At 72.9% G+C, this 25,966-nt stretch carries 22 protein-coding genes; 5 read left to right on the top strand and 17 right to left on the bottom strand.

Annotation, left to right across the window (positions count from 1 at the left end; translation table 11 throughout):
* Nucleotides 1–168: 168 nt before the first annotated feature.
* From E5082_RS13110 to pdhA (E5082_RS13100), 3 genes are read right to left on the bottom strand one after another with little or no spacing between them, the layout of a single operon-like run.
* Complete coding sequence (locus E5082_RS13110; RefSeq protein WP_135791416.1) at nt 169–1,557, bottom strand: dihydrolipoamide acetyltransferase family protein; 1,389 nt, start codon at nt 1,555–1,557, stop codon at nt 169–171.
* Nucleotides 1,558–1,567: 10 nt separating this feature from the next.
* The gene (locus tag E5082_RS13105; protein WP_086690300.1) at nt 1,568–2,545 is read right to left on the bottom strand and encodes an alpha-ketoacid dehydrogenase subunit beta; all 978 of its coding nucleotides are present in this window, start codon (nt 2,543–2,545) and stop codon (nt 1,568–1,570) included.
* A 1-nt stretch (nt 2,546) separates the two neighbouring features.
* Nucleotides 2,547–3,737, bottom strand: a complete 1,191-nt coding sequence (gene pdhA, locus E5082_RS13100; protein WP_135791415.1) for a pyruvate dehydrogenase (acetyl-transferring) E1 component subunit alpha — start codon at nt 3,735–3,737, stop codon at nt 2,547–2,549.
* 505 nt (nt 3,738–4,242) lie between these two features.
* On the opposite strand from pdhA (E5082_RS13100), the gene E5082_RS13095 reads away from it, so the two are divergent.
* Complete coding sequence (locus E5082_RS13095; RefSeq protein WP_135791414.1) at nt 4,243–5,286, top strand: phosphotransferase; 1,044 nt, start codon at nt 4,243–4,245, stop codon at nt 5,284–5,286.
* Between the two features lie 66 nt (nt 5,287–5,352).
* Here the strand turns inward: E5082_RS13095 and E5082_RS13090 are convergent, their stop codons facing one another.
* Nucleotides 5,353–6,996 (bottom strand): protein kinase domain-containing protein, encoded by a 1,644-nt coding sequence (locus E5082_RS13090; RefSeq protein ID WP_135791413.1) that lies wholly within the window; start codon nt 6,994–6,996, stop codon nt 5,353–5,355.
* 359 nt (nt 6,997–7,355) lie between these two features.
* On the opposite strand from E5082_RS13090, the gene E5082_RS13085 reads away from it, so the two are divergent.
* A complete protein-coding gene (locus tag E5082_RS13085; protein ID WP_135791412.1) occupies nt 7,356–8,966 on the top strand; it encodes a protein kinase domain-containing protein in 1,611 nt (536 codons plus the stop codon).
* A gap of 59 nt (nt 8,967–9,025) precedes the next feature.
* Here E5082_RS13085 and E5082_RS13080 read toward each other — a convergent pair whose 3' ends face one another.
* Entirely contained in the window at nt 9,026–9,565 is a 540-nt protein-coding gene (locus tag E5082_RS13080) for a bacterial proteasome activator family protein (RefSeq protein WP_135791411.1), read from the bottom strand.
* 112 nt (nt 9,566–9,677) lie between these two features.
* Between E5082_RS13080 and E5082_RS13075 the strand changes: the two genes are divergently transcribed.
* A complete protein-coding gene (locus E5082_RS13075) occupies nt 9,678–10,259 on the top strand; it encodes a hypothetical protein (protein ID WP_229918820.1) in 582 nt (193 codons plus the stop codon).
* Nucleotides 10,260–10,271: 12 nt separating this feature from the next.
* Here the strand turns inward: E5082_RS13075 and E5082_RS13070 are convergent, their stop codons facing one another.
* The 7 genes from E5082_RS13070 to pdhA (E5082_RS13040) form a co-directional block, all read right to left on the bottom strand.
* A complete protein-coding gene (locus tag E5082_RS13070) occupies nt 10,272–11,252 on the bottom strand; it encodes an NAD(P)H-quinone oxidoreductase (protein WP_135791410.1) in 981 nt (326 codons plus the stop codon).
* A gap of 47 nt (nt 11,253–11,299) precedes the next feature.
* Nucleotides 11,300–12,397, bottom strand: coding sequence for a potassium channel family protein (locus tag E5082_RS13065; protein ID WP_135791409.1), 1,098 nt, complete (start codon nt 12,395–12,397; stop codon nt 11,300–11,302).
* On the bottom strand, nt 12,394–13,767 hold the full coding sequence (locus tag E5082_RS13060) for a molybdopterin molybdotransferase MoeA (protein WP_135791408.1): 1,374 nt from the start codon (nt 13,765–13,767) through the stop codon (nt 12,394–12,396). Before E5082_RS13060 ends, E5082_RS13065 begins: the two co-directional genes overlap by 4 nt.
* Nucleotides 13,764–14,747 (bottom strand): NTP transferase domain-containing protein, encoded by a 984-nt coding sequence (locus E5082_RS13055; RefSeq protein ID WP_135791407.1) that lies wholly within the window; start codon nt 14,745–14,747, stop codon nt 13,764–13,766. The genes E5082_RS13060 and E5082_RS13055 overlap by 4 nt, the downstream gene beginning before the upstream one ends.
* A gap of 79 nt (nt 14,748–14,826) precedes the next feature.
* Nucleotides 14,827–16,137 (bottom strand): dihydrolipoamide acetyltransferase family protein, encoded by a 1,311-nt coding sequence (locus E5082_RS13050; protein ID WP_135791406.1) that lies wholly within the window; start codon nt 16,135–16,137, stop codon nt 14,827–14,829.
* The gene (locus E5082_RS13045; protein ID WP_130337936.1) at nt 16,137–17,141 is read right to left on the bottom strand and encodes an alpha-ketoacid dehydrogenase subunit beta; all 1,005 of its coding nucleotides are present in this window, start codon (nt 17,139–17,141) and stop codon (nt 16,137–16,139) included. The genes E5082_RS13050 and E5082_RS13045 overlap by 1 nt, the downstream gene beginning before the upstream one ends.
* Nucleotides 17,138–18,283: a pyruvate dehydrogenase (acetyl-transferring) E1 component subunit alpha gene (pdhA, locus tag E5082_RS13040; RefSeq protein ID WP_135791405.1), complete on the bottom strand. Its 1,146-nt coding sequence runs from the start codon at nt 18,281–18,283 to the stop codon at nt 17,138–17,140. Before pdhA (E5082_RS13040) ends, E5082_RS13045 begins: the two co-directional genes overlap by 4 nt.
* Before the next feature lie 175 nt (nt 18,284–18,458).
* Between pdhA (E5082_RS13040) and E5082_RS13035 the strand changes: the two genes are divergently transcribed.
* Nucleotides 18,459–18,956 (top strand): Lrp/AsnC family transcriptional regulator, encoded by a 498-nt coding sequence (locus tag E5082_RS13035; RefSeq protein ID WP_373310032.1) that lies wholly within the window; start codon nt 18,459–18,461, stop codon nt 18,954–18,956.
* A gap of 16 nt (nt 18,957–18,972) precedes the next feature.
* Here the strand turns inward: E5082_RS13035 and E5082_RS13030 are convergent, their stop codons facing one another.
* Together E5082_RS13030 and E5082_RS13025 are read right to left on the bottom strand one after the other, a co-directional pair.
* Nucleotides 18,973–19,560 carry a TetR/AcrR family transcriptional regulator gene (locus tag E5082_RS13030; RefSeq protein WP_086692427.1) on the bottom strand — a complete coding sequence of 196 codons (588 nt, stop codon included), beginning with the start codon at nt 19,558–19,560 and terminating at the stop codon, nt 18,973–18,975.
* Nucleotides 19,557–21,071 carry a 3-hydroxyacyl-CoA dehydrogenase gene (locus E5082_RS13025; protein WP_135791404.1) on the bottom strand — a complete coding sequence of 505 codons (1,515 nt, stop codon included), beginning with the start codon at nt 21,069–21,071 and terminating at the stop codon, nt 19,557–19,559. Before E5082_RS13025 ends, E5082_RS13030 begins: the two co-directional genes overlap by 4 nt.
* 212 nt (nt 21,072–21,283) lie before the next feature.
* Here E5082_RS13025 and paaN point away from each other — a divergent pair, with 212 nt between their 5' ends.
* On the top strand, nt 21,284–22,975 hold the full coding sequence (paaN, locus tag E5082_RS13020; protein ID WP_135791403.1) for a phenylacetic acid degradation protein PaaN: 1,692 nt from the start codon (nt 21,284–21,286) through the stop codon (nt 22,973–22,975).
* A 9-nt stretch (nt 22,976–22,984) separates the two neighbouring features.
* Here paaN and E5082_RS13015 read toward each other — a convergent pair whose 3' ends face one another.
* Genes E5082_RS13015 through E5082_RS13005 form a run of 3 tightly spaced genes read right to left on the bottom strand, consistent with a single transcriptional unit; the run spans nt 22,985 to nt 25,784 of the window.
* Nucleotides 22,985–23,725 (bottom strand): TrmH family RNA methyltransferase, encoded by a 741-nt coding sequence (locus E5082_RS13015; protein WP_135791402.1) that lies wholly within the window; start codon nt 23,723–23,725, stop codon nt 22,985–22,987.
* Nucleotides 23,722–24,936 (bottom strand): HTTM domain-containing protein, encoded by a 1,215-nt coding sequence (locus tag E5082_RS13010; RefSeq protein WP_135791401.1) that lies wholly within the window; start codon nt 24,934–24,936, stop codon nt 23,722–23,724. Before E5082_RS13010 ends, E5082_RS13015 begins: the two co-directional genes overlap by 4 nt.
* Nucleotides 24,933–25,784 carry a DUF5819 family protein gene (locus tag E5082_RS13005; RefSeq protein ID WP_373310031.1) on the bottom strand — a complete coding sequence of 284 codons (852 nt, stop codon included), beginning with the start codon at nt 25,782–25,784 and terminating at the stop codon, nt 24,933–24,935. Before E5082_RS13005 ends, E5082_RS13010 begins: the two co-directional genes overlap by 4 nt.
* Between the last annotated feature and the right edge of the window lie 182 nt (nt 25,785–25,966).

Genomic DNA, 25,966 nt, shown 5'->3' with positions numbered 1-25,966 from the left:
TCACTCTGTGCGGGCGGGCCCTTTGCGTGGCGCTAACTCGCGCCGCTTCATGTGCTCAACGAGAGAATTCTGAGACTGTGAACGGGAGTCACAATCTCAGAATTCTCTGGCGACCAAGACCCTGACTGGAGGTCAGGGTCTCAGCCTTTCCGCAGGTGGAATGGCTCGCTACGCCCAGGAGATCAATCGCTTCGGCTGTTCCAGAATCGCCGCGACGTCTGCCAGGACCTTGGAGCCGAGTTCGCCGTCGACCAGGCGGTGGTCGAAGCTGAGGGCGAGGGTGGTGACCTGGCGGGGCTTGACCTTGCCCTTGTGCACCCACGGCTGGAGCTTGATCGCGCCGATCGCGAGGATCGCGGACTCGCCGGGGTTGAGGATCGGCGTACCGGTGTCGACGCCGAAGACGCCGACGTTGGTGATGGTCACCGTGCCGCCCTGCATCGCCGCCGGGGACGTCTTGCCCTCGCGGGCCGTGGTCACCAGCTCGCCCAGCGCCGCCGACAGCTGCGGGAGCGTCTTGTCCTGCGCGTCCTTGATGTTGGGCACGATCAGTCCGCGCGGAGTCGCCGCCGCGATGCCCAGGTTGACGTAGTGCTTGAGCACGATCTCCTGGGCGGCCTCGTCCCAGGACGCGTTGACCTCGGGGTTGCGCTTGATCGCGACCAGCAGGGCCTTGGCGATCAGCAGCAGCGGGTTCACCCGCAGCCCCTGGAACTCCTTGTCCTGCTTCAGCTCCTCGACCAGCTTCATCGTCCGCGTCACGTCCACCGTCACGAACTCCGTGACATGCGGCGCCGTGAACGCCGAGCCGATCATCGCCTGCGCGGTCGCCTTGCGGACCCCCTTGACCGGGATACGCGTCTCCCGCGCCGAGTCGTACCCGGCCACGGCGGGCGCGGGAGCGGGCACGGCAGCCGGGGCCGGGGCCTCCACCACGGGCTCCGCCGGAGCCACCGCCGCGTGCACGTCCTCGCGGGTGATGATGCCGTCCGGCCCGGACGGGACGACCCGCGCCAGGTCGACGCCCAGGTCCTTGGCCAGCTTGCGCACCGGCGGCTTGGCCAGCGGGCGCTCCTTCACCGGAGCGGGAGCGGGAGCGGCGGGGCCGTGCCCGTTCAGCTCGGCCGGTGCGGCGGCCACCGCCACCTCGGGTCCCTTGCGGGGACGCCGCTTGGTGGAGGAGGCGGCCACGCCGTATCCCACCAGCACCGGCGTACGGCCCTGCGGCTCGGCCTCTTCGGCGGGCGCGGCCGCGGGCTCGGCGGCCGCGGCCGGCGCCGGCCCGGGAGCCGCCCCGCCCGCCACGTCCACCGCGATGATCGCCGTACCCACGTCGACCGTCGTGCCCTCGGCGAAGCGCAGCTCGCGCACCACCCCGTCGTAGGGGATGGGGAGTTCGACGGCCGCCTTGGCGGTCTCGACCTCGCACACCACCTGGCCGTCGGTGACCGTGTCCCCGACCTGCACGTACCACTTGAGAATCTCGGCCTCGGTGAGCCCCTCGCCCACGTCCGGCATCTTGAACTCGCGCACGGAAGCTTCCGTCATCGTCGTCACGAAACCTTCCTCAGTACGCAAGGGCGCGGTCGACGGCGTCGAGCACCCGGTCCAGACCCGGCAGATACTCGTCCTCCAGGCGCGCCGGCGGGTACGGGGCGTGATAGCCGCCGACCCGGAGCACCGGGGCCTCCAGGTGGTAGAAGCACCGCTCGGTGATCCGCGCGGCGATCTCCGCGCCGGAGCCGAGGAACACCGGTGCCTCGTGGACGACCACCAGACGGCGGGTCTTCTCGACCGAGGTCTGGATGGTGTCGAAGTCCAGCGGGGAGACCGAGCGGAGGTCGAGCACCTCCAGGGACTTGCCCTCCTCGGCGGCCGCGTCGGCCACCTGCCGGCACAGCTTGACCATGGGGCCGTACGCGGCCAGCGTCAGGTCGGTGCCCTCGCGGACCACGCTCGCCCTGTGCAGCGGGCCGGGGATCAGCTCGGGATCGACCTCGCCCTTGTCCCAGTAGCGCCGCTTGGGCTCGAAGTAGATCACCGGGTCGTCGCTCTGGATGGCCTGCTGCATCATCCAGTAGGCGTCCGAGGAGTTGGACGGGCTGACCACCTTCAGGCCCGCCACGTGCGCGAACAGCGCCTCGGGGGACTCGGAGTGGTGCTCGACCGCGCCGATGCCGCCGCCGTAGGGGATGCGGATGACGACCGGCATCTTGACCTTGCCCAGCGAGCGGGCGTGCATCTTCGCGAGCTGGGTGACGATCTGGTCGTACGCCGGGAAGACGAAGCCGTCGAACTGGATCTCGACCACCGGGCGGTAGCCGCGCAGGGCGAGACCGATCGCGGTGCCGACGATGCCGGACTCGGCGAGCGGGGTGTCGATGACCCGCTCCTCGCCGAAGTCCTTCTGGAGGCCGTCGGTCACCCGGAAGACACCGCCGAGCTTGCCGACGTCCTCGCCCATGACGAGGACCTTCGGGTCGGTCTCCAGCGCGCGCCGCAGCGATTCGTTGATCGCCTTGGCCAGAGCCATTTTCTCCGCCATGTCAGTTGCCCCCCTGAGCGTCCGCGAACGACGCCTGGTAGGCGGCGAACTGGGCGCGCTCCTCGTCGACGAGCGCGTGCCCGTCCGCGTACACGTTCTCGAAGATGGCGAAGCGGTCCGGGTCCGGCATGGCGCGGACCGCTTCCCGCACCCGCTTGCCCAACGCCTCGGACTCGCTCTCCAGCTCCGCGAAGAATCCCTCGTCCGCGTGGTTCGAGGACTCCAGGTAGGCGCGCAGGCGCAGGATCGGGTCCTTCGCCTCCCAGGCGACGCGCTCGTCGTCATGGCGGTAGCGCGTGGGGTCGTCGGAGGTGGTGTGGGCGCCCATCCGGTAGGTGAACGCCTCCACGAGGGTCGGGCCCTCGCCGTTGCGGGCGCGTTCCAGCGCCCAGCGGGTCACGGCGAGGCAGGCCAGCACGTCGTTGCCGTCCACCCGGACGCCCGGGAAGCCGTAGCCCTGGGCGCGCTGGTAGAGCGGGACGCGGGTCTGCTTCTCGGTGGGCTCGGAGATCGCCCACTGGTTGTTCTGGCAGAAGAACACGACCGGGGCGTTGTACACCGCGGAGAAGGTGAACGATTCCGCCACGTCGCCCTGGCTGGACGCGCCGTCACCGAAGTAGGCGATCACGGCCGAGTCCGCGCCGTCCTTGGCCACACCCATCGCGTAGCCGGTGGCGTGCAGCGTCTGCGAGCCGATGACGATCGTGTACAGGTGGAAGTTGTTGCCGTTGGGGTCCCAGCCGCCGTTGTTCACACCCCGGAACATGCCGAGCAGGTTGGTCGGGTCGACCCCGCGGCACCAGGCGACGCCGTGCTCGCGGTAGGTCGGGAAGACGTAGTCGTCCTCGCGGGTGGCGCGGCCGGAGCCGATCTGGGCGGCCTCCTGGCCGAGCAGCGAGGCCCACAGGCCCAGCTCGCCCTGGCGCTGGAGGGCGGTCGCCTCCGCGTCGAAGCGGCGGGTGAGCACCATGTCGCGGTACAGACCGCGCAGCTCGTCGGGGGTGATGCCGGCGACGTAGGCGTCGAACTCGGCGTTCTTGACCCGCTTGCCCTCCGGCGTCAGGAGCTGTACCAGCTCCGGCTCGGTGCCCTGCTTCACGGTGCTGCGGGTGCTGCGCCCGGTACCGGCGGTACCGGTCTTGCCTGCGGCGCTGCGTCGCGGCTTGCGCGCGGCACTGCTCTCCACGGTCACGTGTGCTCCTCCGTCGTTCCGGCCCACGGGGTTGCCGGTGAGCCTGGGTTCCCCCTTGCTCGGTCGGAGCCGGGGGGAGCGGCCACCTCTTCTCGACCACCGGGCACGGGGTGGGTGCCGCTCGGCCGGGAACAGGCGTGACAGGTGCCCCGGCGAGCGCCTGCGGCTTTTAACGTTACCCAGTGCTCCACATTTCTGTGAAACCCCACCTGACCTGCGTTTTTGCTTGGATTTCCAAGTAAATCCACAAGTCCCGGAAGTTCGCTGGTCACAGCCTTGCAGGAGGCCGGAGCAACGGCACGTTATCCCGCCCACCCAGCTCAAAGGAAGAGTCCCGGCGCGTCACCGGGGACGGGCGGGGATTTCTTTCGCGCCGCGCGCGAATTGCACTTCCGTGTGCACCCGGACGTTCACCGGGGCACGCCGGGTGACCGAATGCGACCGCCGACGACTGCCTGTGACAACCCCCAGCTCACGGGGTCTTTTCGTGCCCTAGCATCGGCGCGTGCAGCGCCTCCGTGTACCACCCGCAGTGCCCCACGCGCCCCCGCTCGGCGCCTTGTTACCCCTGTACGAAGCCGGTACGGCCCTCGCCTGCGAACCGGTCGACCAAGGCCTGCTCAACCGGGGCTACCGGGTGCGCACCACGCGGGGCCGGTACTTCCTCAAGCACCACTTCGACCCCGACACCGCCGATCCCGACGCCATCGAGCGCCGTCATCTGGCCACCCAGCGCCTCGCCGAGGTCGGCGTCCCGGCCGTCCCTCCGCTCACCCACCGCGAGGGCCGTACGGTCGCGGTCGTCGGCGGACACGCCTATGCCCTGCACCCCTGGATCGAGGGGGGACATCTGCACGGCGGTCAGCTCACCCGCTCCGAGAGCGCGCGCCTGGGCGCGCTACTGGGCGCCGTGCACGCCTGCCTGGAGCGCGTGATGCCGCCGAAGGGGCGCACCCGCCCGGCCACGAGCCCGCACCCGGTGGAGAGCGCCGACCCGGCCGACACCTTCGCCCTCATCGACGACCTGCTCGGCCACGTCCACCGGCACAAACCCGCCGACGCCTTCGACGACCTGGCCCGTCACCGCCTGCTGGAACGCCGGTCGCTGCTGGAGCAGCACGCCCACCACCGCCCGCCGCGCGGCGGCCCGGTGGGCTGGGTGCACGGCGACTTCCACCCGTTCAACCTGCTCTACCGGGGTGGCACCCCCGCCGCCATCGTCGACTGGGACCGCCTGGGGGTGCAGCCCCGCGCCGAGGAGGCCGTACGCGCCGCCGCGATCTTCTTCGTACGGCCCGCGGGGATGCTGGACCTGCCCAAGGCGCGGGCGTACGCGCGGGCGTACCGCCGCGCGGCGCGCTCCACCCCCTCGGAGCTGGCGGCGGCCGTGCACCGGGTGTGGTGGGAACGCCTGAACGACTTCTGGATGCTGCGCTGGCACTACGAGCGCGGTGACACCCGCGCCGACTGCCAGTTCCCGGCCGCCTCCGCGCTCGCGGTGTGGTGGACACGGGAGTACGACGCGGTGTGCGACGCCTTCACGGGCTGAGCCGCCTCGGCCCGGTCAGCCGACGGGCCCGTCCGGGCCCGTTCCGGGGGCCGGCGACGTCGGCCTTCAAGTGCCGTTCGCGCCGGCCGCGTCCGCCCCGGCCGCCGCACCGGCGTCCGCACCGCCGGCACCGGCCGTGGTGCCCTGGTCGGTGCCGCCCGCGTTGCCCGTGCCGTCCGTGGTGCCCGCGTCCGTGCCGCCACCGCCGGACGCGTCGCCCGTGGCGGGCGGCGAGCTCTGCGGGGCGCTCGGCTGCTCGGAAGTCTGCTGGCCGGTCGGCTCGTCCGTCGGCTGGGCCGTACCGCGGTCGGTCGGCTGGTAGGACGGGGTGTAGTCCGAGCCGTTGTTCCAGCCCGAGCCGCCCTGGGTGGCCGGGTCGTCCGTCGGCTCCTTGGAGGTGTCGTCGGTCGGCGTCTTGGACGCCTTGTCGTCCTTTTGCGTCCGGGAATGCGTCGGGGTCGGCTTGGGGCCCTTGCCCTCGTCGCCGCCGGTGTTGTTCAGCGCGAGGGCGACACCGGCCACGACCGCCACCAGGGCGAGCGCGGCCAGCACCAGGAGCTTGCCCTTGCCGCTGCCCCTGTTGCCGTGGCCCTCGAAGCCGCCGTCGTCGCCGCTCCCGTACCCGCCGGGCAGGATCGGCTGCGGGATCTGCGTGGTGCCGCCGCCGTAGCCGCCGGACTGGGGCATCACGGTGGTGCCCGCGTAGCCGCCGGGCGGGGCCGGCGCGCCCGCGGCGGCGTCCACCGGGCCGGTGTTCCAGGTGCCGGAGTGGGCGCCCTGGTCGTACAGCATCTGCAGGCCGTACTGGATCAGGCCGCGCATCTCCTCGGCCGTCTGGAAGCGGTCGTCCGGCTCCTTGGCGAGGGAGCGCATGACCAGGCCGTCCAGCTCGGGCGGGCAGCCGGCGGTGACCTGTGACGGCGGCACCGGCATGTCCTGGACGTGCTGGTAGACCACCGACAGCGGGGTCTCACCGGTGAAGGGAGGCCGCAGCGCGAGGAGTTCGTAGAGCAGGCAGCCGGTGGCGTACAGGTCGGAGCGGTGGTCGACCGCCTTGCCGAGCGCCTGTTCCGGCGAGAGGTACTGCGGTGTGCCCATGACCATGCCGGTCTGGGTCATCGTCGTGGAGGCGCCGTGCAGGGCGCGGGCGATGCCGAAGTCCATCACCTTGACCGCGCCGTTGTCGGTGATGATGACGTTGGCGGGCTTGATGTCGCGGTGCACGATGCCGTGCTGGTGCGAGTAGGCGAGCGCGTCCAGCACCCCGGAGACGATGATCAGGGCCTGCTCCGGGCCCGGCGCGTCCGCGTCGACCAGCAGCTCACGGATGGTGCGGCCCTCGACCAGCTCCATCACGATGTACGGCACGGCCTGGCCGTTCACCTGGTCCTCGCCGGAGTCGTACACGGCGACGATCGAGTGGTGGTTGAGCCCGGCCACCGACTGGGCCTCACGCGTGAAGCGGGCCTTGGAGGTGGGGTCCTCGGCGAGGTCGGCGCGCAGCAGCTTGACCGCGACCGTGCGGCCGAGCCGGACGTCCTCGGCCGCGAACACCTCGGCCATGCCGCCCCGGCCGAGCCGGTGGGTGAGCCGGTAGCGGCCGTCGCCGACGAGCCCGCCGTTGCCCCAGTTCTCCGGCGCCTCCGCCATGCCGCCGCCGGCCGCCGCCTCGGGGTCGGACGGGCCTTGGGCGCCGTGCGTCTGTGCCATCGGTCCTCGCCGTCGTTTCTGCCCGCGATGCGCGCGGTGTTGATACGGACTCCGTCGGCCACGCTACAGCCTCGCCGGTGGCCGCCGGTCCCGATCCGGCACCGGGACGGGCCCAGGACGGACCGGCCATGAAACCCGCAGCACAGGCCCTCGTGCAAATTCCGTGCACCGGTCGTACCCCTGCTGTAACGCTTGCGCGACGCTTCTTTCGCGTACGGTCACGGAACGGGCACCGGGCTTGACGTGTCCGTGCCCTCGGGCAGACTTGGCCGGGAATGACACATTCGATCAAGACAGGTGCCGCGCGGCGCGTGTCCGGTCGATGACGGCTCCGACGGGCCAGTGGGGGACACGGAACGATGAGCCAGGACGGCGCACAGGGCGGCCGGTACACGGGGCGGGCACTGGCCGGTGGCCGTTACCGGCTCCAGGACCTGCTCGGCGAGGGCGGCATGGCCGCCGTGCACCTGGCCCACGACTCGGTGCTGGACCGCCAGGTGGCCATCAAGACCCTGCACACCGAGCTGGGCCGGGAGCAGGCGTTCCGCGAGCGGTTCCGCCGCGAGGCCCAGGCCGTGGCCAAGCTCACGCACACCAACATCGTCTCCGTCTTCGACACCGGCGAGGACGAAGCGGACGGCATGCCCTACATCGTCATGGAGTACGTGGAGGGCCGCCCGCTCGGCTCCGTGCTCGCCGACGACGTACGGCAGTTCGGCGCGATGCCCGCCGACAAGGCCCTGAAGATCACCGCGGACGTGCTGGCCGCGCTGGAAATCAGCCACGAGAAGGGGCTGGTCCACCGGGACATCAAGCCGGGCAACGTGATGACCACCAAGCGCGGCGTGGTCAAGGTGATGGACTTCGGCATCGCGCGGGCCATGCAGTCCGGGGTCACCTCGATGACGCAGACCGGCATGGTCGTCGGCACCCCGCAGTACCTCTCCCCCGAGCAGGCCCTCGGCCGCGGGGTGGACGCCCGCTCCGACCTGTACTCGGTCGGCATCATGCTGTTCCAGCTCGTCACCGGCCGGCTGCCGTTCGACGCGGACTCGCCGCTGGCCATCGCCTACGCGCACGTCCAGGAGGAGCCGGTCGCGCCCTCCTCGATCAACCGCGCGCTGCCCCCGGCGGTGGACGCCCTGGTGGCCCGCGCGCTGAAGAAGAACCCCAACGAACGCTTCCCCACCGCCGAGGCGATGCGCGAGGAGTGCCTGCGGGTGGCCGCCTCGCTCCAGCAGGCGGCGCCGAGCATCGTGCCGGGCGCGGGTCCGGCGCAGAGCGGCTCGGGCGTGGGCTCGGCGGTGTTCCCGCCGGTCGATCACACGGCCCCGCAGCCCCACCCCGGCCAGGTGCAGCAGCCGTACCAGCCGACGCCGAACCCGTACGGCACCCCGCCCCCGTCCTACGGCTACCCGCAGCAGGGCGGCTACCCCACCCCGCCCGTGTACGGCGGGCAGCCGGCGCCCGCCTACGGGGCCCAGCCGCCGACCGCGGTGCCCGCCTCCGGGGGCGGCGGCGGGCGGAACAACAAGCCGGTGCTGATCGGCTCGGTCGCGGTGGCCGCGGTGCTGATCGCGGGCCTGCTGATCGCGCTCAACATGAACAAGAAGGACGACACCACGGCGGGCGGTGACGACTCCCCCAGCGCCTCCATCTCCTCGCACGCCTCCGGTTACCGGGGCCCGGACACCTCGCGCACGATCGACGACACCGAGTGCACCGAGCCGCAGGAGTCGTACAACGACGAGAAGAAGATCCGGCTGCCCGACTTCCGGTACAAGAACATCGACTCCGTGAAGGCGTGTTTCCAGGCCGCGAGCTGGCAGTACAAGGTGAAGAAGGAAGACAACAACACCTGGGGCGACGGGACGGTCCTCGACCAGTTTCCCGCGCCTGGCACGGACGTCGACCCGAAGAACATGGGCGAGGTCTCGCTGAACGTCTCCACGGGCGAGCCGCCGCAGTAGGCGTCACACAAGAAGGGCCCGCCGGATCGCTTCCGCCGGGCCCTTCTCGTAAGACGTGTCTACAGGTACGGTCCGCCCGAGCGGCCGCCGGTGTGCTGCTCCTCGGGGCCGTCGGGGACACTGCCCGGCGGGAGCGCGCGGCGCATCTGCTCCAACTGGGCGCGGGCGGCCATCTGCTGGGCGAACAGCGTGGTCTGGATGCCGTGGAAGAGGCCCTCCAGCCAGCCGACCAACTGGGCCTGGGCGATCCGCAGCTCGGCGTCGCTCGGCGTCGCGTCGTCCGTGAAGGGCAGCGACAGCCGCTCCAGCTCCGCCACCAGCTCCGGCGCGAGGCCGTCCTCCAGCTCCTTGACCGAGCTGGCGTGGATCTCCTTCAGCCGGACCCGGCTCGCCTCGTCCAGAGGAGCGGCGCGCACCTCCTCCAGCAACTGCTTGATCATGCTGCCGATCCGCATGACCTTCGCCGGCTGCTCCACCTGGTCCGTCACCGGGATCTCGCGGGAGCCCCCGTCCGTGTCGCCACCGAGCGCCATCCCGTCCTGGCCCACGACGAGGATCTGGGGGTTCTCGGGCGACCGTTCGTTCCTCGGCATCTCCATGCCGTCATTCTCTCGCACCCGCCCACCCCATCGCCGCCGCACCCCCGCGCGCCGGTGATCCGGCGTACCGCCCCGTACGGCCCAACCCGGAATGCCGGGTGCGCCATGAAATGTGAGGCTGGATTCCTTCTTCCCCGGCATTTCCCCGGAGGTCACCGACGTGACTCCATGGCTGCGACTCATGCTCCGCATGGTGCGGGTGCTGCTCGTCCTGGCGACGACGGCCGCACCCGTGTGCGGCACCGCGACCGCGTACGGCGCGGAGAGCGCCCCGCCGGGTTCGCCCACCCCGTCCGGTCGCCCCTCCGTCCCCGCCGTGCGGGCCCGGAACGCCGCCGAAACCGCCTCGCCGTCCCCGACCGTCTCCAAGCCCGCGCGAGCCGGGAGCCGGGGCGGGGAGGGGCGGATGCGGCCGGGCCGCCCCGAACTGCCCGACCCGGCCCAGGACCCGACAGGCAGCGCCACACCCGCCACCCCGGAGGCCGCCTACCCGGAGGAGCCGGAGACCGCCGACAGCCCCGCCGCGCCCACGCCGACCGCCACCGCCGCCCCGGCCTCGCGGCCGGCGGCCGTACGCCAGGGGGAGAGCACCACGGCACGGGCGCCGCGTGTCCTCCCCCTGGGCAGCGGCCTGGTCCTGCTGGGCCTCGGCCTCGCGCTGGCCCGGCTGGGCCTGCGCATCCGCCGCACCTGAGGTTCAGTGAGGTTACGGCGCGACCAGCAGCACCTTGCCGATGTGGCCGCTGTCCTCCACCACCCGGTGTCCCTCGGCCGCGTCCGTCATCGGCACCTCGCGGTCCACGACGGGACGGACAACGCCCGACGCGATCAGCGGCCAGACATGCTCGCGTACGGCCGCCACGATGGCCGCCTTCTCGCTCAGCGGGCGGGCCCGCAGCGAGGTCGCGCTGACCGCGCCGCGCTTGCCCAGCAGCAGGCCGATGTTCAGCTCGCCCTTGGTGCCGCCCTGCATCCCGATGATCATCAGGCGCCCGTTGACAGCCAGTGTCTCCACGTTGCGGCCCAGGTACTTGGCGCCCATGTTGTCGAGGATGACGTCGGCGCCCTTGCCGTCCGTGGCCCGCTCGATCTCGGCGACGAAGTCCTGGTCGCGGTAGTTGATCAGGATGTCCGCGCCCAGCTCGGCACAGAAGTCCAGCTTCTCCTTGGTCCCGGCGGTCACCGCGACCCGCGCCCCGATGGCCTTGGCCAACTGGATCGCCATGGTGCCGATGCCGCTGGAACCGCCGTGCACCAGCAGCAGTTCGCCGGGCCGGAGGTGAGCCAGCATGAAGACGTTGGACCAGACCGTGCAGGCCACCTCGGGCAGCGCCGCCGCCTGCTTCAGGTCGATGCCCTCGGGCACGGGCAGCAGTTGCCCGGCCGGGACGACGACCTTCTGCGCGTAACCGCCGCCCGACAGCAGCGCGCACACCTCGTCGCCCACGGCCCAGCCGGAGACACCGGGGCCGAGGGCGGCGATCCGGCCGGAACACTCCAGGCCGGGGTAGGCGGGGGCGCCGGGCGGCGGGTCGTAGTGGCCCTGGCGCTGCATGATGTCGGCCCGGTTGACGGCGCTGGCCACCACCTCGACCAGCACCTCGCCCTCGCCGGGCACCGGATCGGGGACCTCGGTCCAGGTCAGGTTCTCGGGCCCGCCGGGTTCGGAAATCGTGATCGCATGCATGCCCGCGACGCTACTCCCCCGACCGCGCCAGGGGCCTGACGGCCCGCTCAGTCGCCCGGCAGTGGACGCGCGTGCGGGGCGACGTGCTCGGTGGGGGTGGCTCGCACGATGGTGATCAGCCGGTCGGTGAGCTGCAACTCCCCGATGGCCGGGTCGTCGTAGCCGAGGACACGGTGGCCGCGTACGACGCTGACGACGAGGTCCTCCGTCTCGCGCGGGCTGCGGCCCACCTCGGAGCGGACCACCGGGCGGTCCACGATGTCCAGGCCGCTGCCCTGCTGGATCAGGTCCTCCATCACCATGCCGGCGGCGGGGCTGAGCACGGAGAGACCCAGCAGCCGGCCCGCCGCTCCGGAGCTGGTGATGACCGCGTCGGCGCCGGACTGCTTGAGCAGCGGGGCGTTCTCCTCCTCGCGGACGGCGGCCACGATCTTGGCGCTTCGGTTGAGCTGGCGCGCCGTCAGGGCGACCAACACCGCGGTGTCGTCGCGCTGGGGGGCGATGATGATCTGCCGCGCCTTGTGCACCTCCGCGCGCCGCAGCACCTCACTGCGGGTCGCGTCCCCGGTGACGCCCGCGTACCCCTCGGCCGTGGCCGCCTCGATCGCCTTGGAACTGGGGTCGACCACGACGACCTGTTCCTTCTTCAGTCCGGTCGCGCAGACGGTCTGGACCGCCGAACGCCCCTTCGTACCGAAGCCGATGACCACGGTGTGGTCGCGCAAGGTGGACCTCCAGCGGTTGAGACGCCATTCCTCACGGGTGCGTTCGGTGAGGACCTCCAGCGTGGTGCCGACCAGGATGATCAGGAAGAGCACGCGCAGCGGGGTGATGACGAGGATGTTGATGAGCCGGGCACCGTCGCTGACCGGGGTGATGTCGCCGTATCCGGTGGTGGAGAGGGTGACCGTCGCGTAGTAGAACGCGTCGAGCAGGTCGACGGGACCGTCGGAGTTGTCGTGGTACCCGCTGCGGTCGGCGTAGACCACGAACGCGGTGGCCACCAGCACGACCAGCGCCATCACCAGGCGCTTGGCGACCTGGCGTATGGGGCGTTCCACCGCCTTCCTCGGCAGCTTCACCCGCGAAGGCACCAGATGTTCGCCGGCCTGGCGGGCTATGGCGTCATGGCCCGGAAGTTTCACGTGAAACACACCCCGATTCCGGCCGTGTCCCACGGCAGATCCAGCAGTTCCAGTCCGGCACCCTGCGCCGCCCCGCCCGGCGGGACGACGGCCAGCGCGTCGGCGGTGGCGATCCCGCGCAGCATGGCGGGCCCGCTGTAGCGCAGAGGGACGGCCCGCTCCCCACGCAGCACCACGGGCACCAGCCGCGTGTCGTGCGCGTGCCCCTGCACCGCTTCCCTGAGCGGCATCCGGTACGCCTCGGGCGCCGGGTGGGCGGCCAGCGCCCGCAGCAGCGGCTCGGCCAGCGTAAGCAGCCCGGAGACGGCCGCGAGCGGATTGCCGGGCAGCCCGACGAGGTGCTGGTCCGCCTTGGTACGGGCCAGCAGCATGGGGTGGCCGGGGCGCACCGCGACGCCGTCGACGAGGAGTTCGGCGCCGATCCGCGCCAGCGTGGGGTGGACGTGGTCCACGGGTCCGGCGGCGGTGCCCCCGGTGGTGACGATCAGGTCGGCGCGGGAGGTGGTGATCGCCCTGCGCAGCGCCTTGGCGTCGTCGCCGAGCCTGCGGACGGCGATGACCTCGGCGCCCAGTGCGCGCAGCCAGGGCGCAAGCATCGGGCCGAGCGCGTCCCGGATCAGCCCGTCGTGCGGGAGTCCCTCGGTGAGGAGTTCGTCCCCGAGGACGAGGACTTCGGCGCGCGGGCGCGGGACGACGGTGAGGGTGTCGTACCCGGCCGCCGCTGCGAGGCCCAGCACGGCCGGGGTGACCAGGGTGCCGGTGGGCAGCAACTGGTCGCCGCGGCGGCACTCCTGGCCGCGCGGGCGGATGTCCTGGCCGTGGCTCATCTCGCTGGTGGAGTGCAGCCGGTCCTGGGGCCCGGTGCGGCCGTGCTCGCTGCGCAGGACTGCGGTGACGCCGGTGGGGACGCGGGCGCCGGTGGCGATCCGCACCGCCTCGCCGTCGGTGAGGGGCTCGGGGGGCGCGTGTCCGGCGAGTACTCCGCCGTCGCGGATCTGCCAGGGTCCGGGTCCGGCGACGGCCCAGCCGTCCATCGCGGAGGTGTCGAAGGAGGGGAGGTCGCTGAGGGCGTCCAGGGGGGCGGCGAGGACCAGGCCGAGGGCGTTGCCCAGGGCGACGGAGACATGCGGGCGCCGTGTGGACCGGCGGGCGGCTCGGGCGGCGGTCTCGCGGGCCTCGGGCCAGGGGGTGGCGTGGCGGTGCGGGTGCTCGTGCCCGGCCGGGCGGGCGGGCACGTGGTCCGCCCGGCCGGTCCGGTCGGCCCGGTCGCTCTGGGGTGCACGGACGAGCGCCAAGGCCTCCTCCACGTCGAGGTCGTCGGCGTCGCCGCGCCCGGCGTGCGGTCCCGCGTGGGTGCCGGAGGCGGTCATCCGGCGTCCGGGGCGGACCCGCCCCCGCCGTGCTCGGCTTCCCAGCGGGTGGCCAGGTCGGCGACCTTGGCGGACGCCTCGGCGACGGACTCGGGGTCGCCCTTGCCCTGGGCGGCGGCGTAGCCGATGAGGAAGGTGGTGAGCGGGGCGGCGGGGCGGGCCACACCGTGGGCGACGTCGCGGGCCGCGTCCAGGAGGACGCGGGTGTCGACGTCGAGCTCGATGCCCAGCTCGTTCTTGACTGCGGTGATCCATTCGTTCAGCACGTGCCCATGCTCCCTGATCCGTGCCCTGGCGTGGGCGATGTCTTCCCAGGTGTCGCAGTCGAAGGAGGCCAGCGGGTCGGTGAGCCGGGTCAGACGCAGGGCGCCGGTCAGGCGGCGCAGGGGCAGCCCGGTCAGGCCGCCGTGCTCGGCATGCCCGCCCTGCCTGGCATGCTCGCCCTGCCCGGCGTGCCCGGCGTGCCCGGTGGCCAGGTCCGCGAGGGCGCGGCGCAGGGAGGCGGTGCGGTACGCGGCCACCAGCGGCTGGTCGCGGCCGTCGTCGTCGGTGAGCATCGCCCCGTCGGCATCGCCGTCCCGCAGAGCGGCCAGCAGCCGGTGCACGGTGTCCGCGCCGAGGAACGGCAGGTCGGCGGAGAGCACCACCGCGTACTCGGCCGTGGTGAGCCGCAGCCCGGCGTCGAGCGCGGCGACGGGTCCGCCACCGGCCGGCTCCTCCCGCGCCCAGCGCACCGGCCGGGCGGTGGCACGGGGGTCGGCCACGACGACGGTGGTGGCCGCGTCCGCGCAGGCGGCCAGCACCCGGTCGAGCAGCGCCCGGCCGCCGACCTGGACACTGGGCTTGTCGGCCCCGCCGAGCCGCCGGGCCCCGCCGCCGGCCAGCACGACAGCGTCGTACGGGGCGCCGGCCGCCGGGCCGGACCCGCTGGACGCGGAGGAGGCGGCCGGCGGGGGGCCGGCCGGGGCGTTGTCGGTCACCCTTCGAGTATGGCTGGTGGACCCTCGGGAGCGGATGCCGCCCGGCGGGAACCGGGCGGCGGGTGTCGAACGGCCGGGCTCACACGGTGCGCAGCAGTACGGCCGGCTGTTCCACGCAGTCCGCCACGTACCTCAGGAAGCCGCCCGCCGTGCCGCCGTCGCAGACCCGGTGGTCGAAGGTGAGCGAGAGCTGCACGACCTGGCGCACCGCCAGTTCGCCCTCGTGCACCCACGGCTTGGGGACGATGCGGCCGACGCCGAGCATGGCCGCTTCGGGGTGGTTGACGATCGGGGTGGAGCCGTCGACCCCGAAGACGCCGTAGTTGTTCAGCGTGAAGGTTCCGCCGGTGAGTTCACCCGGCGTCAGCCGCCCGGCGCGGGCGGCCTCGGTGAGCCGGGCGAACTCGGCGGTCAGCGACTCGGCGTCCCGCCTGTGCGCGTCCCGGACGACGGGCACGACCAGCCCGCGCTCGGTCTGCGCGGCGAACCCCAGGTGCACGCCGGGCAGTTGGACGACCTCACGGGCCTCGGTGTCGACGTAGGAGTTCAGCTCCGGGAACCGGGCGAGGGCCGCCGCGCAGATACGGGCGAGCAGGGCGACCAGGGAGATCTTCGGGGTTCCGGCGGCGTTCATCGCGGCCCGCGCGCGCAGGAGTTCGGTCGCGTCGGCGTCGACCCAGCAGGTGGCGTCCGGGATCTCCCGGCGGCTGCGGCTCAGCTTCTCGGCGACGGCGCCGCGCACGCCCTTGAGGGGGATGCGGGTGCCTTCGGGGTGGGCGTGGGTGGTGGGGGCCGGCGCCGGCGCGGTGGCTTCCACGCGGAGGGCCGCTTCGACGTCCGCGCGCAGGATGAGGCCGTCCGGGCCGGTGCCGCGCAGGGTGTGCAGGTCGACGCCGTTGTCACGGGCGAGCTTGCGGACGAGGGGGGAGATGACGGGGACGGGGCCCGAGGGGGTGGGGGGCTCCGGTGCGGCCGGTTCCGGCACGGGTGCGGGTGCCGGGGCCGCCGGTGCGGTGCCGTTGGCCGCGGTGAGCTGGGTGCGTACCCGGCGTCGGCGGCGGGCGGGGGCCTGGGTGCCGTAGCCGACCAGGACATTGCCGGAACCCTCGGCGGCGGCTTCCCCGGCCGGGCCGACGGAGTCGGGGGAGCCGACCGCGACGGTGATCAGCGGTGCGCCCACGGGCAGTTCGGTGCCCTCCTCGCCGTAGCGGGCGGTGACCACGCCGCCGTAAGGGCAGGGGACCTCCACCATCGCCTTGGCCGTCTCGACCTCGACGACCGGCTGGTCGACGGCGACCACGTCACCGACGGCCACCAGCCAGCGCACGATCTCCGCCTCGGTGAGCCCCTCGCCGAGGTCGGGCAGCTTGAACTCCAGGACCTGGGCCATCAGTTCTCCGCCTCCCACTGGAGACGGGCCACCGCGTCCAGTACGCGGTCGACACCGGGCAGGTGGTGCCGCTCCAGCATCGGCGGCGGGTAGGGCAGGTCGAACCCGGCCACACGCAGCACCGGTGCCTCCAGGTGGTGGAAGCAGCGCTCGGTGATCCGGGCCGCGATCTCGCCGCCGGGACCGCCGAACCCGGTGGACTCGTGGACGACGACCGCGCGTCCGGTGCGCCGGACGGAGGCGCAGACCGTCTCGTCGTCGAAGGGCACCAGCGAGCGCAGGTCGACGACCTCCAGGTCCCAGCCCTCGGCGCGGGCGGCCTCGGCGGCCTCCATGCAGACCGGCAGGGACGGCCCGTAGGTGATCAGGGTGGCGCTGGTGCCGGGGCGCCGGACGACCGCGCGCCCTATGGGCTCCACCTCGGTGGGGTGGTCGGCGTTCCAGGCGTCCTTGGACCAGTAGAGCCGCTTGGGCTCCAGGAAGACCACGGGGTCGTCGGAGGCGATGGCCTGCCGCAGCAGCCCGTAGGCGTCGGCGACGGTGGCCGGGGTGACGACGTGCAGGCCGGGCGTGGCCATGTAGTACGCCTCGGAGGAGTCGCTGTGGTGCTCGACGCCCCCGATGCCGCCGCCGTACGGGACGCGCACGGTGATCGGCAGGGGCATGCGGCCCCGCGTGCGGTTGCGCATCCGGGAGACATGGCTGATCAACTGCTCGAACGCCGGGTAGGCGAACGCGTCGAACTGCATCTCCACCACGGGCCTCAGGCCGTACATGGCCATGCCCACGGCGGCGCCGAGGATGCCCGCCTCGGCCAGCGGGGTGTCCGTGCAGCGGTCCTCGCCGAACTCGGCGGCGAGCCCGTCGGTGACCCGGAAGACACCGCCGAGGGTGCCGACGTCCTCGCCCATGACATGGACGGCGGGGTCGGCGGCCATCGCGTCGCGCATCGCGCGGGTGAGGGCCTGCGCCATGGTGGCGGGCTTGACGGCGACGGTGGTCATCGCGGGTCGCCTTCCTGGTCGTCCTGTTCGGCGGCCAGCTCGGTCCCGAGCAGCGCGCGCTGTTCGCGCAGCTGCGCGGTCGGCTCGGCGTACACGTGGTCGAAGAGGTCCATCGGGTCGAGCCGGGGGTCCTGGTTCATGCGTTCCCGCAGGTCGGCGGCCATCGCCTCGGCGTCCTGCCGGACCGCGTCGATCGCCGCCTCGTCGAGCAGCCCGCGCGCGGTCAGCTCACGCTCCAGGAGCTGGAGCGGGTCGTGCCGCCGCCACGCCTCGACCTCGTCGTCCTCGCGGTAGCGGGTCGCGTCGTCGGCGTTGGTGTGCGCCTCCATGCGGTACGTCACCGCCTCGACCAGGGTCGGGCCGCCGCCCGCGCGGGCACGCCGTACCGCGTCGGCGAGCACCTCGTGCACCGCGACCGCGTCGTTGCCGTCGACCAGGCGGCCCGGCATGCCGTACCCGACCGCCTTGTGGGCGAGGGAGGGCGCGGCGGTCTGCTTGGCGAGCGGGACGGAGATGGCGAAGCCGTTGTTCTGCACCAGGAAGACGACCGGGGCCTGCCAGACGGCGGCGAAGTTCAGCGCCTCGTGGAAGTCGCCCTCGCTGGTGCCGCCGTCGCCGACCATGGCGAGCGCGACCACGTCGTCCCCCTTGAGCCGCGCGGCGTGCGCGAGACCCACGGCGTGCGGCAACTGGGTGGCGAGCGGGGTGCTGAGCGGGGCGACGTGGTGGGTGTGCGGGTCGTAGCCGTTGTGCCAGTCGCCGCGCAGCAGGGTGAGCGTCTCCACCGGGTCGACGCCCCGGGCGACCACGGCGAGGGTGTCGCGGTAGCTGGGGAAGAGCCAGTCGCGCTCCTCCAGGGCCAGGGCGGCGGCGACCTCGCACGCCTCCTGCCCGGTGCTGGAGGGGTAGACGGCGAGCCGGCCCTGCTTGGTGAGCGCGGTCGCCTGCGTGTTGTAGCGGCGGCCGCGGACCACCTGGGCGTAGAGCCGGCGCAGCAGCTCCGGGTCGGCCTTGGCGGCCGTGTCGGTGCCGAGGACGCGATAGGGCTCGGCGTCGGGCAGCAGCGGCGCGGGGTCCGTGCGGGGTTGCCAGGCGGGCGGCGGCGATGGCCGGTACGCGCCCCGCTGCTCCATGACCGTCATGACGGCACCTCCTCGTGGGAGCGGCTACGAGAGGCGGGTCGGCTGTGACCCGTCTCACCTACCGATTGTTCGGTCGTCGGCGCATTTTGGCTACTGGCCCCCTCAGGCTGTGGACAAACGGTTTTGCACAGCCTGGAATGAATGCAGGACGTCCACGGCGATGAAGCGGGGGGACATGACACCTGAACAAATGGCCCAGGCGGTGGAGGCGAACGGCGCGCCCCCGCCCCGCCCGCTGGATGCCATAGATCAGGACATCCTCAAGATCCTCCAGGCGGACGGCCGCGCCTCCATACGCTCGGTCGCCGAGCGGGTCCATGTCTCCCGCGCCAACGCCTACGCGCGAATCAACCGGCTGGTCGAGGACGGGGTGATCCGGGGCTTCGGCGCCCGCGTCGACCACGAGCGGGCCGGGCACGGCACCTCGGCGTACATCACGCTGAACATCGTCCAGAACACCTGGCGCACTGTCCGCGAACAGCTTCGCCGCCTGCCCGGCGCGTCCCACATGGCGCTGGTCGGCGGCGACTTCGACGTGCTGCTGCTGGTGCACACGCCGGACAACAGGGCGCTGCGCGAGCTGGTGCTCACCCGGCTCCAGTCGATCCCCGAGGTGCTGGGCACCCGCACGCTGCTGGTGTTCGAGGAGGAGGACCTGGAGCCGGACGCGTGACCCGCGTGCGCGGCCCCTACTCCCTGCGCAGCCCGGCGAAGACCAGCCGCACCACCGCGTCGGCCACCTCGCGCCCGCTGGCCCCCCGGATCTCGGGCCGGTACCACTCCACGATCGAGTTGATCATTCCGAAGACCAGCCGGGTCGCCAGCCGGACCTCCACGTCGCCGCGCACGTCCCCGTCCTCGGCGGCCGCCCGCAGCAGGTCGGCCACCCGGTGGTCGAAGTCCCGGCGCCGCTCCAGCGCCCAGCGCTCCGCCTCGGTGTTGCCCCGGACACGCAGCAGCAGCGTCACATAGGGCAGCTCGGCCATGAGCACCTCGACCATGCGCCGCACGACGTGCTCCAGCCGGTCCACCGGCCGCCCCACGCGCGCGTGCTCCTCGTCGAGGATGGCGAACAGCCCGTCCAGCGCCCGGCTGACGGCGCGGCGCAGCAGTTCCTCCTTGCCGCTGACGTGGTGGTAGATCGAGGACTTGGATATGCCCGCGGCTCTGGAGAGGTGCTCCATGGAGGTGCCGTCGTAGCCGCGCTCGTTGAACACCCCCACGGCGACCGAGAGGAGGGTCTCGGGGGTGTACGTGTCGCGCTTGGCGGTGGTCATGAGGTGCCCTCCCGCTTGTCGGTGGCGTACGCGTGGCGGTAGAGCGCGAGGGACGGCGCGTACCGGCCGGAGGGGTCGCGCAGGTGCAGGTCGTCCAGCAGCTCGTAGGCCCAGCTCCGGCCGAGCCTGCGGCTCCACTCGAAGGGCCCGAGAGGGTAGTTGACGCCCAGGCGCATCGCCGTGTCGACGTCCTCCTCGGTGGCCACGCCCGTGGCGACGGCGTCGTGCGCGAGGTCGACGATCCGGGCCACCGTGCGGGCGACGATCATGCCGGGCACGTCCCCGATGACGCTGACGTCCTTGCCGAGCGCCTGGAAGAGGCCGATGGCCTCGGCGAGGGTGCGCGCGGAGGTGTCCTGGGAGGCGGAGAGCGCGATCCGGGTGGCGGCGCGGTAGTCGAGGGCGAGGTCGAAGTAGACGACGTCCCGGAACTCCACGGCGGTCTGGCCGTCGGCGAGGACCAGCTGGCCGCCGCTCGGCAGGGCCAGCCGGCTGCCCTGGTCCTCGTCCTCCTCGTGGACGGCGATGCCCGCCTCGCGGATCAGCGGGAGCAGCCCGGCGGCCGGGCCCAGGTCGCCCTCCACCGTGACGTGCGCCGGCGGCTTCTCCTTCTCGGCGGTGTGCGGCTCGGGACGCTCGGCGTCCTCGGCGTAGTCGTACCACCCCTGGCCGCTCTTGCGGCCGAGCCGGCCGGACTCCACCAGGCGGCGCTGGGCGAGGGAGGGCGTGAAGCGGACGTCCTGGAAGAAGGAGTTCCACACCGAGTGGGTGACGGATTCGTTGACGTCCTGCCCGATGAGGTCGGTCAGCTCGAACGCGCCCATGCGGAAGCCGCCGCTCTCCCGCAGTACCGCGTCGATGGTCGCCGGGTCGGCGCCCTGGGCCTCCAGCACGGCGAACGCCTCGGCGTAGAAGGGCCGGGCGATCCGGTTGACGATGAAGCCGGGGGTGTCCGCGCAGGCCACCGGGGTCTTCCCCCAGGCGCGGGCCGTCTCGTACGCGCGCGTTACGGAGGTGACGTCCGTGGCGTACCCGGAGACGACCTCCACCAGGGGCAGCAGCGGGGCCGGGTTGAAGAAGTGCAGGCCCAGGAAGCGGCCGGGAGAGGCGAGCGCGCCGCCGACGGCGGTCACCGACAGGGAGGAGGTGTTGGTGGCGAGGAGGCAGTCCTCGGAGACGATCCCCTCCAGCTCCCGGAACAGCTCCTGCTTGACGTCCAGCCGCTCCAGCACGGCCTCCACGACCAGCGCGCAGCCGGCCAGTTCACCGAGGTGCTCGACGGGGGTGAGCCGGGCGCGCGCCGCGTCCCGTTCGTCCGCGCCGAGACGGCCCTTGGCCACGAGCCGGTCGAGGCGGGCGCCGATGGCCTCGGCGGCCTCCTGCGCCCGGCCGGGCAGGGCGTCATGGAGCAGGACGGGGTGGCCGGCGGTCAGCGCGACCTGGGCGATGCCCTGGCCCATGGTGCCGGTGCCGACCACGGCCACGGGGCTGCTGAGGTCGATAGCTGTCATGTGCGCGATCCTCCCGCACGACGTTGTCCACAGATGCGGCGGACCCCCTTGTCCCGACCGATCGTTCGGTTACTCTAGCCCTGACCGCCCGCAGCCCACCACCGTCCGGCGGAAGGCTGCGCGGGCCGCGCCCGCCGCAACCCTGCCGTCTCTCCAAACGCCCAGGTCACGAGCTCGACGACGAGTTCACGCAGACGAGGAGTTGGTCCCGGATGACCGCCCGACCGACCGCACACGAGCTGATCGCCAAACACCGCCCCACCCTCGACCAGGCCCTTGAGGCGATCCGCACCCGCGCGTACTGGTCCCCCCACCCCGAGCACCCCAAGGCGTACGGCGAGCACGGCAGCCTGGACGCGGGCGCGGGCAAGGCCGCCTTCGACGCGCTCCTCGGCACCCGTCTCGACCTGGACCAGCCCGGCACGGACGACTGGGTGGGCGACGAGGTCTCGCCGTACGGCATCGAGCTGGGCGTGAGCTACCCGCACGCCGACCTCGACGTACTGCTCCCCGCGATGCGCGCCGGGCAGGCCGCCTGGCGCGACGCGGGGCCGGAGACCCGCGCGGCAGTCTGTCTGGAGATCCTGAAGCGGATCAGCGACCGGACCCACGAGTTCGCGCACGCGGTCATGCACACCAGCGGCCAGGCGTTCATGATGGCGTTCCAGGCGGGCGGCCCGCACGCCCAGGACCGCGGCCTGGAGGCGGTGGCGTACGCGTACGCGGAACAGACCCGCACGCCCGAGACGGCGGAGTGGAGCAAGCCGCAGGGCAAGCGCAACCCGCTGACGCTGACCAAGAGCTTCACCCCGGTCCCGCGCGGCATCGCCCTGATGATCGGCTGCAACACCTTCCCGACGTGGAACGGTTATCCGGGCCTGTTCGCCTCCCTGGCGACCGGCAACGCGGTTCTGGTCAAGCCGCACCCGCGCGCGGTGCTGCCGCTCGCGCTCACCGTCCAGGTGGCCCGCGAGGTGCTGGCCGAGGCCGGGTTCGACCCCAACCTGGTCGCACTGGCCGCCGAGCGGGCCGGTGAGGGCATCGCCAAGACCCTCGCCACCCGCCCCGAGATCCGCATCATCGACTACACCGGCTCCACCGCCTTCGGCGACTGGCTGGAGGCCAACGCCCGCCAGGCACAGGTGTACACGGAGAAGGCCGGCGTCAACACGGTGATCGTGCAGTCCACCGACGACTACCAGGGCATGCTGGCGAACCTCGCATTCTCGCTCTCCCTGTACAGCGGCCAGATGTGCACCACTCCGCAGAATCTGCTGATCCCGCGCGAGGGCATCAGCACCAACGAGGGCCACAAGTCCTTCGACGAGGTGACCGGCGACCTCGCCCGCGCGGTCGACGGCCTCCTCGGGGACGACGCCCGCGCCAACGCCCTGCTGGGCGCCATCGTCAACCCGGACGTGAAGGCCCGCCTGGAGGCCGCCGCCGACCTCGGCGAAGTCGCCCTGGCCTCCCGCGAGATCCCCAACCCGGACTTCCCGGACGCGGTCGTACGCACCCCGGTGATCGTGAAGCTGGACGCCGCCAAGCCGGACGACGAGGCCGCCTACCTCGGCGAGTGCTTCGGCCCGGTGTCCTTCGCGGTGGCCGTCGACTCGGTCACCGACGCGGTGGACCTGCTGCGGCGCACCATCCGCGAGCAGGGCGCCATGACGGTCGGCGCCCACACCATCGACCCGGAGGTCGCGCGGGCCGTCGAGGAGGTCTGCCTGGAGGAGCCCGCCCAGCTCTCCCTGAACCTGACCGGCGGGGTGTACGTCAACCAGACCGCCGCCTTCTCCGACTTCCACGGCTCCGGCGGCAACCCGGCGGCGAACGCGGCCCTCACCGACGGCGCGTACGTGGCCAACCGCTTCCGCGTGGTGGAGGTCCGCAAGGAGGCGTAGGCGCGCGGCTCAGGCGGTGCGCAGGCTCCAGTGGTACAGCGTCATGGCCACGCTGGTGGCCAGGTTGTAGCTGGAGACCTGCGGCCGCATGGGCAGCGCCAGCAGCCGGTCGGCGCGGGCCCGCAGCGGCGCCGAGAGCCCGCTGCGCTCCGAGCCGAACGCCAGCACCGCGTCGTCGGGCAGCTCGACCCGCCGGATGTCGTCGCCCTCGGGGTCGAGGGCGAACAGCGGTCCGGCGGGCAGCTCGTCGACGCCGAGACGCTCCACGGCGGTGGCGAAGTGCAGCCCCGCCCCGCCGCGCACCACGGTGGGGTGCCAGGGGTCGAGGGTGCCGGTGGTGACGACCCCGGTCGCGCCGAACCCGGCGGCCAGCCGGATCACCGCGCCCGCGTTGCCGAGGTTGCGCGGCTCGTCCAGCACCACCACGGGCGCCGTGCGCGGCAGGTGGGCCAGCGCCTTGAGGTTGGCCGCGCGCGACGGCCGTACGGCGAGCGCCGCCACGCCGGTCGGGTGCGGGCGGGGCACCAGGGAGGCATAGACCGCCCGGGGCACCTCCGTCAGCAGCGCGTCCAGCGGGTCCCGGACGTCTTCGGCGAGTTCACCGGCGAGGGCGAGCGTGGCCTCCCGGTCGGTGGTGACCGCCACGGGCACCTCGGCCCCGAAGCGCAGCGCGTGCTTGAGGGCGTGGAAGCCGTCCAGCAGCACGGCATCCCCGGCGCGCTCGCGCCAGCGGTTCAGGGGGTCGGTCATGCCCTGAACCCTACGTGCCCGGCGGTGGACTCCTCCGGGGCGCGGGGCGGGGGCACCCGGCGCGTCCCGCCGCGCCGTATCAGCCGTCCACGCGCGCGTGAGGCCCAGCCGCCGAGGAACAGCAGGAAGGCGGTGGGCAGGAAGACGGCGTCCGCCGTGATCATCGCCAGGGAGAAGAAGGGCAGCCCGAGGACGACGGCGATCACCGCGTGCTCGGCCATCATCAGCACCAGCAGGACGTTCTTGACCCGCCGGTTGAACAGGGTGAAGGGGAAGGCGACCTGCACCATGACCGTTCCGTAGGTCACGATCATCATGAGGACGCCGCTGGCGGACATCAGGTCGGCGAGGGCCGGCCAGGGCGAGAAGTAGTCCAGGTGCAGCGGGTAGTAGACAGCGGTGCCGTCCTGCCAGCGCGAGCCCTGGATCTTGTACCAGCCGGCCGTGGCGTAGATCAGACACGCCTCCGCCATGATCACGACGAGACCGGCGTTGTGCAGCACGTTCGCCAGCACGTCGAGCAGCATCCAGGGCTGCTGCGACCGCGTCCAGCGGCCCGCCGCCCACCAGAGGCCGAGCCCGGCCCAGACCGCCCACAGCAGCGCCGGCACCAGCCAGCCGCCGCCGAACCGGCCGGTCACCGCGGCCGTGACCAGCACCGCGCCGGACAGCGCCCACAGCACCGGGCCCACCCGGTCGCCGGGAACGCGCTCCCCACGCGCGCGTGCCGCCTCAGCGCGACCGGCCCGGCGCGCGTCCAGCGACCAGACCTGGCCGCAGCGGGTGAACACCAGGTAGAGGGACATCAGGTGCAGCACGTTGTCGCCGCCGTCCCCCATGAACACGCTGCGGTTCTGGAGCGAGAGCACTCCCACCATGAACAGCACGGCGGCGGTCCGGGTGCGCCAGCCGACCAGCAGCGCGGCACTGGCCAGAAGAGCGAGGAGGTAGCAGACCTCGAACCAGAGCCGGCTGTCGGACCACATCAGCACGGTGAAGGCGTGGTTGTCGGCGATGAGCTGGTGGGCCAGGTTCCAGCTCCAGGGCCCGGCCGGCCCGTACAGCTCCTGGCGGTGCGGGAACTCGCGCAGCAGGAAGAGCAGCCAGGTCCCGGCGAACCCGATCCGGATCACGGCACTCTGGTACGGGCCGAGGGCCGCGCCGGTGACGCGTTCGAGGCCCTGGGCGAGGGTCTGGGAGAGCCGGTTCACCGGGCACCCGCCTCGGTCTCGTCACCGGTCACCGTCCACCAGGGCAGCACACGGTAGGCGGGACTGGTGGAGACCTTCTCCCGGCTCCACGCGGGCGGGGGGACGTTGACGGTGCGGGAGCGCACTTGCACGCGCTCGATGGTTCCGGCGCGGTCGAGGTCCTCGTCCCGCCGCAGACGCAGCACCACTATCCGGCGCACGTACTGCTCGGAGAGCGCCCCGCGCACGCCCACGGGCCGGTTGTCGGTGCCGTGGGTGGTGCCGAGGAAGTCCCAGGCGCGGCGCAGCTCGTTCTGCTGCGTGTGGCTGGGCAGCAGGTTGCCGTCGATGGCGGCGCCGTCCTCGGCGGACAGGTCGGTCCAGCCGGTGGTGCGCAGATCACCGCCTTCGCCCCGGATCTGTGCGCGGACCTGTACGGCGACGTTCTGCTGCAGCGGGTTCGGCGCGAACAGCTTCCAGTTCTGCTCGAACTCCGGGTACACCCATCCCTCCACCGCCTTGGCATGCCGCTTGCTCACCGTGTTGGCGGGGGCGAGGCTCAGGAACACCATGCCGAGGTGCACGGCGGCGACGGCCGCCACGACCGCGAGCGCGCCGCCCGCGACGAGGCGGTAGCGGGGGGAGAGGGCGGCGAGGCCGGCCCGCGGGGCCGGGTCCGGAGCGTCGGCGCCTCCGGTGTCCTCGGTTCCGGTGCCCGTGGGTCCTGGGCCCTCCAGTCCGGTGTCCTCACCCGATGTGCCGGGGCCGCCCGCGCGACGCGCCCCGGCCGGGCCGGCCGGCCCGCCCAGGGCCTCCGGCTCCTCGTCGTACGCGTCCATCCCCGCCCCGTCCCGCTTCCGCTCCGGCATCGACGCGCCCGTGGCGGGCGCCCCCTGGTCCTCGGACGCCTTTGCTTCCGCTTGGCACCCGCACGGAACGGTACTCAGCCCCACCCACCCCGCGCAGCCCCGGCCCCGGCCTTCGCCGCGCGACTGCGGCCGCCGCGCACCGGCCCGGCATCGCCGGGGACGCAGACCGGCCACGGCGGTTT

The organism is Streptomyces griseoluteus, assembly GCF_004784465.1.
In the GTDB taxonomy this organism is placed as follows: domain Bacteria; phylum Actinomycetota; class Actinomycetes; order Streptomycetales; family Streptomycetaceae; genus Streptomyces; species Streptomyces griseoluteus.
The sequence above is the reverse complement of the archived record's forward strand: the minus strand, read 5'-3'. Positions and strand labels throughout refer to the sequence as shown.

Excerpts from the sequence above, each read along its gene's own strand:
- E5082_RS13025 (WP_135791404.1), bottom strand. The coding sequence starts at position 21,071 with ATGACAGCTATCGACCTCAGCAGCCCCGTGGCCGTGGTCGGCACCGGC.
- E5082_RS13050 (WP_135791406.1), bottom strand. The coding sequence starts at position 16,137 with ATGGCCCAGGTCCTGGAGTTCAAGCTGCCCGACCTCGGCGAGGGGCTC.
- E5082_RS13080 (WP_135791411.1), bottom strand. The coding sequence starts at position 9,565 with ATGGAGATGCCGAGGAACGAACGGTCGCCCGAGAACCCCCAGATCCTC.
- E5082_RS13035 (WP_373310032.1), top strand. The coding sequence starts at position 18,459 with ATGACACCTGAACAAATGGCCCAGGCGGTGGAGGCGAACGGCGCGCCC.
- E5082_RS13030 (WP_086692427.1), bottom strand. The coding sequence starts at position 19,560 with ATGACCACCGCCAAGCGCGACACGTACACCCCCGAGACCCTCCTCTCG.
- E5082_RS13090 (WP_135791413.1), bottom strand. The coding sequence starts at position 6,996 with ATGGCACAGACGCACGGCGCCCAAGGCCCGTCCGACCCCGAGGCGGCG.
- E5082_RS13045 (WP_130337936.1), bottom strand. The coding sequence starts at position 17,141 with ATGACCACCGTCGCCGTCAAGCCCGCCACCATGGCGCAGGCCCTCACC.
- pdhA (WP_135791405.1), bottom strand. The coding sequence starts at position 18,283 with ATGACGGTCATGGAGCAGCGGGGCGCGTACCGGCCATCGCCGCCGCCC.
- paaN (WP_135791403.1), top strand. The coding sequence starts at position 21,284 with ATGACCGCCCGACCGACCGCACACGAGCTGATCGCCAAACACCGCCCC.
- E5082_RS13070 (WP_135791410.1), bottom strand. The coding sequence starts at position 11,252 with ATGCATGCGATCACGATTTCCGAACCCGGCGGGCCCGAGAACCTGACC.
- E5082_RS13085 (WP_135791412.1), top strand. The coding sequence starts at position 7,356 with ATGAGCCAGGACGGCGCACAGGGCGGCCGGTACACGGGGCGGGCACTG.
- E5082_RS13005 (WP_373310031.1), bottom strand. The coding sequence starts at position 25,784 with ATGCCGGAGCGGAAGCGGGACGGGGCGGGGATGGACGCGTACGACGAG.
- E5082_RS13015 (WP_135791402.1), bottom strand. The coding sequence starts at position 23,725 with ATGACCGACCCCCTGAACCGCTGGCGCGAGCGCGCCGGGGATGCCGTG.
- E5082_RS13060 (WP_135791408.1), bottom strand. The coding sequence starts at position 13,767 with ATGACCGCCTCCGGCACCCACGCGGGACCGCACGCCGGGCGCGGCGAC.
- E5082_RS13105 (WP_086690300.1), bottom strand. The coding sequence starts at position 2,545 with ATGGCGGAGAAAATGGCTCTGGCCAAGGCGATCAACGAATCGCTGCGG.